General features: G+C 37.5%; 3 protein-coding genes. All 3 read right to left on the minus strand.

Annotated features, from left to right (window positions below):
• Positions 1-107 precede the first annotated feature (107 nt).
• The 3 genes from HT728_RS10495 to HT728_RS10505 are packed head-to-tail and all read right to left on the minus strand — an operon-like array spanning position 108 to position 1,590.
• The gene (locus HT728_RS10495) at positions 108-518 is read right to left on the minus strand and encodes a hypothetical protein (protein WP_023936458.1); all 411 of its coding nucleotides are present in this window, start codon (positions 516-518) and stop codon (positions 108-110) included.
• Entirely contained in the window at positions 511-1,119 is a 609-nt protein-coding gene (locus tag HT728_RS10500; RefSeq protein WP_173235132.1) for a hypothetical protein, read from the minus strand. Before HT728_RS10500 ends, HT728_RS10495 begins: the two co-directional genes overlap by 8 nt.
• 12 nt (positions 1,120-1,131) lie before the next feature.
• Complete coding sequence (locus tag HT728_RS10505) at positions 1,132-1,590, minus strand: DUF4231 domain-containing protein (RefSeq protein ID WP_031222784.1); 459 nt, start codon at positions 1,588-1,590, stop codon at positions 1,132-1,134.
• Between the last annotated feature and the right edge of the window lie 528 nt (positions 1,591-2,118).

Below are 2,118 nucleotides of genomic sequence, written 5' to 3' on the forward strand. Positions count from 1 at the left end.
TGAAACGATTTTCAATACTCTCTCCCTGATGGGTCAAAAGTTTCTTTTTATCGTAATCCATAGCTAGTATAAAGTCATTTACTGCTTTATTTGTCATCTTCTACCTCCTAATAAGTTCCTGGATTGAGTTGCATAAACTCAGACTTGTTCAGCGAAATCAGCCGTGGTTGGACTAAGTGATCCAAAACTTCCTCGTATAATTCTTCTGAGACATTGCGTCGCCGTCTGGCTAGATAAGAAGTCGGAATGACCGTATTATCCAACATAAATACCTTATCTAAGTCAATCAAGGTTGGTCTTGTAAAAGGATTACGAGCTAGATCTGGCTCTTCTATCATAAAATTCTTGACCAAACGTCTGGTCAAGAGAGCTGGTTTGAAGGTCTGATTTTTAACCAACTCTTTGTTTTTAGTCATGCTGTTGTCAATACAGATATACATATGATTCTTCACAGCCAAATCGCTACTAATAGTCGGAAAAGGCAAATAAAGAGCTACAACATCTCCTCTCTTAATCAAGCAAGAGCACCCCCTTTTCTCCTAATGTAACATAGACAGGATTGACCAAGTCTTCTGATTGACTCAGAATTTCCAAAGTTTGAGTTTGGCGCCCTGTCAATTTAGTAGCATCTTGTCTCTTCAATACAAAATGCTTGTCGCCAATTACCTTGACACTATAATCCTTCTCCAAAGCTGACTGGTAAATCCACATCAGATATTGTCTGTCCTGAGAACTCAAGAGAGAAGGATGTTCAAGTCTCCCTACAGACTGATAAAAATCAAAAACAGGAGCTAACTCCTGCCAATCTGGCTGGCTAGTTGTCAAGGCTAGAAAAAGGGCTTTGCGAGCTGATACTTCTTGATTAGCCTTGAGAGTCCCCTTGCCCTCCAAGTTTTTTAGAAAGTGGGAAACTCCAGAAAGCAAATCTTTCTCTAACTGCGAGAAATAAAAACCTTGCCTTCCCAGACATAAGTCTCTCAAGTCGCTTTCTCTAGCAAATAAGAGTTCAAACAGTTGATAGTAAAAGAAAAATATCTGGCACTGAGTTGCGCTCATCTCTTCTTTATCGGCTTCTTTTTTCAACCAGAGCAAGGGCAATAGGTAGCTGGATTGAGACATTTCCTCCACCTCCTATTCTTTTTTCTCTGGAGCATCTGCACTAGCTGCTACTTCTTTTGACTGGATACTTTCCCACTGGTTGATTTCCTCTGAGATAAGACCTTCGCATGTCTTGACAAATAGGGCAAAAGCCTTGGTTTTTCCTGCATATTTCTCTGTTTGACATTGATAGAGGAATTTTTCTCTCTCCAGGAGTTGCGCAGTCTTCTGGTAAGAAATCCAGTGTTCCTTGGCATTATACAAATTGAGAATCCCCTCACACAGTAAACCGAGACTGGACAAAGCAACCGAAATCAAACGGTAGCGATCACCTGGCATAGGAATAGCACAAAAAACAGCTATGAGAAAACCTGCCACGATTTCTGTTATTTTTAATACCTTATAGCGTCTACGATGTTGAACGCTTTTCTTTAAAAAATGAGCTATCTGTACATCCAATCGATCTGTCAGGTACATTTCTTCTGGCGTCATGTTCGTAACCCCTTTTATCTATTCATTCTATTCAAAAAACTAGGATAACTGTCTAGTAGGTTTAGCAAATATTAATAATGTTGTCATGTTATTTTGGAAAGGAAGTCTCATGTTTATATCTAGTGGCAAAATATCGCTTCTCCTACTAGCAAAATTCACCTGATTTAATCATTATATCATAATCGGGACAAAAAAACTTACTTACTTACTTACTCATGGTAGCTGATTTTATCAATGATGGCAAGCTCTGTATCTTAAAATGTCAGAATTATTAATTTTTTATTACATGCTTGTTTTTGCCATCATGAGAAGGGAGCGTTTGATTTTTTATAGCATAATAAAGTAGTAACTGAATAAAATTAGTTGAGAAATTCAAACTAATTTTTAACAATATTTTAGAAAACAAGGTCTACTATTCTAGCTTCAGTTTGCTGTATCATTCTTATTATGATTCTATCTCTGTTAAATCAAAGTTAAAATCTCCTATTTAGGTAGAGGAAGCTATCCTCTATCGGACAAAATCCATCA

Source organism: Streptococcus sp. 544 (assembly GCF_013277385.1).
GTDB lineage: Bacteria > Bacillota > Bacilli > Lactobacillales > Streptococcaceae > Streptococcus > Streptococcus mitis_BA.

Excerpts from the sequence above, each read along its gene's own strand:
- HT728_RS10505 (WP_031222784.1), bottom strand. The coding sequence starts at position 1,590 with ATGACGCCAGAAGAAATGTACCTGACAGATCGATTGGATGTACAGATA.
- HT728_RS10500 (WP_173235132.1), bottom strand. The coding sequence starts at position 1,119 with ATGTCTCAATCCAGCTACCTATTGCCCTTGCTCTGGTTGAAAAAAGAA.